Genomic DNA, 4,733 nt, shown 5'->3' on the forward strand with positions numbered 1-4,733 from the left:
GCCTGTGGCCGCTGCGTTCAGACAGGCGGCGCGAAGTCAGAAGACGAAGCGTGCTGGCGCACGCAGCCCCCAAGCCCTGCGCTGCTCGACGGCTCACCAAGGGGCCCGAAGAGAAGGCTCGCCTTCGGCATCGTGTCTCGGCTCGCTTCGCTTTGCCCCGGGACTGTCACCCCGGCGAACGCCGGGGTCCACTGCCACATGGTGCACAGGGCACGAGTGGATCCCGGCGTTCGCCGGGATGACGGCAACTGAGCCGAAGCGAAGCGAGGCGAGACGAGGAGTAATGGAGTCGCAGCAGGTGTTCGGCCGATCCTGGAGCATGGCGAGGACAGGCCGAGGAGACTTGAAGCCACGCAGTTCGGCCACGTGAAGAGCGCCTTTGCTTTGGTTACTTTCATTTGGCGCGACAAATGAAAGTGACCCGCCCGCCGGGGCGGACTCCCGGCGCACCCGTTCGAAGTAGGAAGAAGCAACCACGCGAAGCGGGCACACAACGGAGCAGGGCTTCGATACCTCAGCCTGAGCGGACTGTGGCCGTCGATGCGTCAAGAAAGAAGCGAAGCGCCTCATACCTTCCGCTCCTCCTTCTTCCCCAACAACCCCTGCGGCTTGAACAGGATCACCAACATGAAGACAACCAGCGCCACCGCATCCTTGTACGCCGGCGAGATGTAAGCCGACGCCAAGTTCTCGGCCACGCCAACGATCAATCCACCCAGCAGCGCCCCCCGCGAGTTGTTGAACCCACCGATGATGGCCGCGAAGAACGCCTTCGTCCCCAACGGCTCCCCCATGTCGAACTTGGCGAGGTAGGTCGGCGTCACCAGCAATGCCGCCGCGCAGGCAAGCAAGGCGTTGATCGCAAAGGTGTAGAAGATCATCCGCGGCACATTGATGCCCAGCACCGTCGCGCTGTCCGTGTTCTGCGCCACCGCCTGCATGGCCCGCCCGGTCACCGTCTTCGCGAGAAAGGCCTGCGTCCCCAGCACCAGCACCAGCGCCATCATCAGCGTGCCCAGGTCGACCAGCGTGATGGTCACACCCGCCACGTTGAAGAGCTTGTCGGGGAAGAGGCTGGGAAACGGGTGGGCCTCGGCCGTGAACCCGGCGCGGATGCCGTTGCGCATCGCAATCGCCAGGCCGATGGTCGCCACCACGATCGGCATCAGGCCGAACTTGAGCAGCGGGTCGGCGATGCCGCGCTTGAAGGCCCAGCCCAGCACCAACACCGAGACCGCGCAGGTGACGATGAAGCTGCCCCACAGCGGCATGCCCACCACCATGAGGCCCAGCATGGTGAAGGCCGGCAGCATGACGAACTCGCCCTGCGCGAAGTTGATCGTGCCCGACGCTTGCCAGAGCAAGGTGAAGCCGAGCGCGGCCAGGGCGTAGATGCCGCCGGTGGCCATGCCCGACAGCACGAGTTGCAGAAAGTCCGTCATGTGCTGAACCCCACCCGCTGCATCAGGACTTCTTGCCGAGCGGCGGCAGGATTTCCTTCACCTCCTGCTTGCCGTTCTTCACCTCGACGATGAAGCTCTCGCGGTCCAGGTCGCCGTTCTCGTCGATGCTCACGTCCATCAGCACGCCGGGTTCCTTGGCCGCCGAGATGCTCAGCCCGTGCAAGGCCTTGGCCACCGCCACGCGGTCGAGCTTGCCGACCTTCTCGATGGCAGCCTTCAGCATGTAGACGCTGGTGTAGCCCTTGATGCCGTTGTGGTCCGAGACGTACTTGTATTCCTTCTCGAACTTGGCGCGGAAGGCGCGCATGTTGGGGCTGGGCGCGTCGACCGTGAGGCCGACGTGGGCGATGGCGCCGTTGGCGGCTTCGCCGGCGAGGTCGATCACCTTCTGGCCGGTGAGCGTGGTCTCGCCGATCACCGGCTTGGCCCAGCCTTGCTTGCGCAGCTCGCGCAGCGCGCGTGCCGATTCCTCTTCGTTGGTGTAGACGAACAGCACGTCGGCGTTGCTCTGCTTGGCCTTGAGCACCGGCGCGGCGAAATCGACCTGGCCCGACTCGGTGGAGATGTCGGCCACCACCTTCAGGCCGCTGGCTTCGGCCGACTTGGTGAACGCGTCTCGCCCGCCCTTGCCGAAGTCGTTGTTGACGAAGATCACCGCCACCGTCTTGGCCTTCAGGTTGTTGGCGATGTAGCGCGCCACCTTGGGCATGGACGAAGCCTGCGTGAAGCTGGTGCGGAAGATGTACGGGTTGCCCTGCTGCGTGATCGAGGAGGCCTCGCCGCCGGTGAAGTTGATCACCTCGGCGCGCCGGGTCTCGGCCATGCTCACCAGCACCGAGCCGGAGAAGGTGGGCCCCAGCACGGCGAACACGCCGTCGTCGACCGCCTTGGTGGCCAGGCCCTTGGCCACGCCGGGGTTGGACTGGGTGTCGTTGACGTTGGTCTCGATCTTCTTGCCCAGGATGCCGCCGCCGGCGTTGATCTCCTTGACCGCCAGCTCGATGCCGTTCTTGGCGTTGGTGCCGGCGGTGGCGCCCGCGCCCGAAAGCTCCTGGATCACCGCGAGCTTGATGGTCTGCTGCGAGAAGGCGGCCGGTGCCGCCAGCGTGCCCGCGAGGGCGAGGGCGCTGAACAGCGTGGTGCGGATGAATGTCATGGCATGTCTCCTGTTGTTGGACGGGGATCTTGTGGAATGCATGCCCGGCTCAGCTCTCGCTGAACAGGGCGCGCACGTCGGACGGGTCGGCCTGCACCGCCTGCGCGATGTTGTCGTAGCCGAAGAAGGAAAGGTATTCGGGAACCTGCTGCACCATCATCTCGAAGCCGGGGTGGGCGATGACGCCGCGCGCTTGGCAGGCGCGCAGCAGCGGCGTGGGCTGGTTCTTCATCAGGATGTCGAACACCACGCTGCCGGCGTCGAGGCGCGCCACGTCGAAAGGCAGCGGGTCGCCGGCCTTCAGGCCCAGCGGCGTGGCGTTGACCACCAGGTCGTAGCCCGCGGGGTCGGGGGTCTCGGCCGCGGTCACCGGCACGCCGAACTCGGTGGCCAGGCGGCGGGCGATCTGCGTGGTGCGCGGCCGGGCGGTGTCGAAGAGCGCGAGCTGGCCCACGCCGCGCGCCGCCAGCGAGGTGGCGATGGCCACGCCGCCGCCGCCCACGCCCACCACCAGGATGCGCCGGCCGGCGATGGGAATGCCGAAGTGGTCCAGCGCCTTGGTGAAGCCCACGCCGTCGAACAGAGCGCCTTCGATGGAGCCGTCGGCATTGCGGCGCACGGCGTTCACCGCCTCGGCGCTGCGGCCCAGGCGGTCGCAGCGGTCGAGCAGCGGGATCATCGCCGTCTTGTGCGGGATGGCCAGCCACAGGCCGTCGATGTTGCGCGCCTTCAGCACCTGCCGGGAGAAGGGCGCGAACTCGTGCGGCGGCACGTGGGCGGGCACCAGCACCGCATCGACGCCGTGCTGGCTGAAGAGGTGGTTGAACAGCTCGGGCGCGCGCACCTGGCCGACGGGGTCGCCCAGGATCATGAAGACGCGGGTGGTGCCAGAGATGTTCATGTTCATGCCAACAAAGCGGATGCGGCGAAGCCCAAGGAAGCGGAAGAGTAGGCAGGCACCGTGTTATCCACAAGCGCAGGAGCCGCGAAATGCGCGACGATCGCTCACGCTGAGCGACCATCGCTCGTTTCCCGGGTTATCACTTGCCAGGTTGATGGACGAAGCCGAGTTCCAGATCGACAAGAAAGACCTCATCGAAGGTCTGGGCAAGGGCTTGCGCGTGATCGAAGCCTTCGACGACGACCACCCGCGCATCACGCCCAGCGAGGCCGCCCACCTCACCGGCCTGACGCGCACCGCGGCGCGGCGCTATCTGCTGAGCCTGGTGCACTTCGGCTACGCCGGCACCGACGGCAAGCTGTTCTGGCTCACCCCGCGCGTGCTGCGCCTGAGCCAGAGCTACCTGGGCGCGGCGCGCCTGCCGCGGCTGGTGCAGCCCTTCATCCAGCGCGTGTCCATGCAGTGCGGCGAGACGGTCAACGTGAGCGTGCTCGACGGCCACGAGGTGGTCTACGTGGCACGCAGCAACTCGCCGCGCGTGGTCTCCATCGGCTACCACGCCGGGGCGCGCGCGCCGGCGCACGTGGTCACGCCCGGCATCGTGATGCTCTCGGCGCTGAGCGATGCCGAGCTCGACCACTGGATCGCCGAGCACGACTTCCATGCCTTCACCTCGCACACCGTGACCACCCAGCCGGTCTTCCGCGAGCACGTGCGCGCGGCGCGTGCGCTCGACCACTGGATCACCGAGCAGCAGCTCGACCTCGGCTTGTGCGGCATCGCCACCGCGCTGCGCGACCGCAAGGGCCACTGCAAGGGTGCGGTGGGCATGACGCTGCAATCCATCTCGTACACGCCCGACCAGCTGCGCTCCAAGCTGCTGCCGCTCTTGTATGAAGTGGCGCAGGCCTTGCGGCCGTTGCTTTGACACCAACGTGCTAAGCGGGTGAAAACCCGGCTTTCGAGCGATGAGCGCTCAAGTGGCGCGATGAGCGCTCGGTTCGGCGCGACACCGCTACCGCAGCCGTGGGCGCGGTGCTGAAATTTCCCTGCTCGTCAGACCGTTGAGAACCAGCGGCTTCATCCAACCCGAGGAGAGAGACCCATGCACACCCGCATCATCCAAAGAACCATCCTGGCCACGGCAGCGCTGCTGGCCGTGGGCGCCGCGCAGGCGCAATCGAGCGTCGTGGCCTACGGCCTGATCGACCTG

At 66.7% G+C, this 4,733-nt stretch carries 4 protein-coding genes; 1 reads left to right on the top strand and 3 read right to left on the bottom strand.

Annotated elements, in window-relative coordinates; translation table 11 throughout:
- Positions 1–566 precede the first annotated feature (566 nt).
- Genes VFL64_RS08315 through VFL64_RS08325 form a run of 3 tightly spaced genes read right to left on the bottom strand, consistent with a single transcriptional unit; the run spans position 567 to position 3,520 of the window.
- Positions 567–1,442 carry a branched-chain amino acid ABC transporter permease gene (locus VFL64_RS08315; RefSeq protein WP_489539909.1) on the bottom strand — a complete coding sequence of 292 codons (876 nt, stop codon included), beginning with the start codon at positions 1,440–1,442 and terminating at the stop codon, positions 567–569.
- Between the two features lie 22 nt (positions 1,443–1,464).
- Complete coding sequence (locus VFL64_RS08320; RefSeq protein ID WP_489539910.1) at positions 1,465–2,619, bottom strand: ABC transporter substrate-binding protein; 1,155 nt, start codon at positions 2,617–2,619, stop codon at positions 1,465–1,467.
- Between the two features lie 49 nt (positions 2,620–2,668).
- A complete protein-coding gene (locus tag VFL64_RS08325) occupies positions 2,669–3,520 on the bottom strand; it encodes a shikimate dehydrogenase family protein (RefSeq protein WP_489539911.1) in 852 nt (283 codons plus the stop codon).
- 154 nt (positions 3,521–3,674) lie between these two features.
- Between VFL64_RS08325 and VFL64_RS08330 the strand changes: the two genes are divergently transcribed.
- Positions 3,675–4,448 carry an IclR family transcriptional regulator domain-containing protein gene (locus tag VFL64_RS08330; RefSeq protein ID WP_489539912.1) on the top strand — a complete coding sequence of 258 codons (774 nt, stop codon included), beginning with the start codon at positions 3,675–3,677 and terminating at the stop codon, positions 4,446–4,448.
- Positions 4,449–4,733: the final 285 nt, after the last annotated feature.

This window comes from Rhizobacter sp., assembly GCF_035702065.1.
Lineage (GTDB): Bacteria > Pseudomonadota > Gammaproteobacteria > Burkholderiales > Burkholderiaceae_C > Rhizobacter.

What these genes read in the sequence shown, in the direction of transcription:
- VFL64_RS08315 (WP_489539909.1), bottom strand. Translation starts at nt 1,442, where the DNA reads ATGACGGACTTTCTGCAACTCGTGCTGTCGGGCATGGCCACCGGCGGC.
- VFL64_RS08330 (WP_489539912.1), top strand. Translation starts at nt 3,675, where the DNA reads ATGGACGAAGCCGAGTTCCAGATCGACAAGAAAGACCTCATCGAAGGT.
- VFL64_RS08320 (WP_489539910.1), bottom strand. Translation starts at nt 2,619, where the DNA reads ATGACATTCATCCGCACCACGCTGTTCAGCGCCCTCGCCCTCGCGGGC.
- VFL64_RS08325 (WP_489539911.1), bottom strand. Translation starts at nt 3,520, where the DNA reads ATGAACATCTCTGGCACCACCCGCGTCTTCATGATCCTGGGCGACCCC.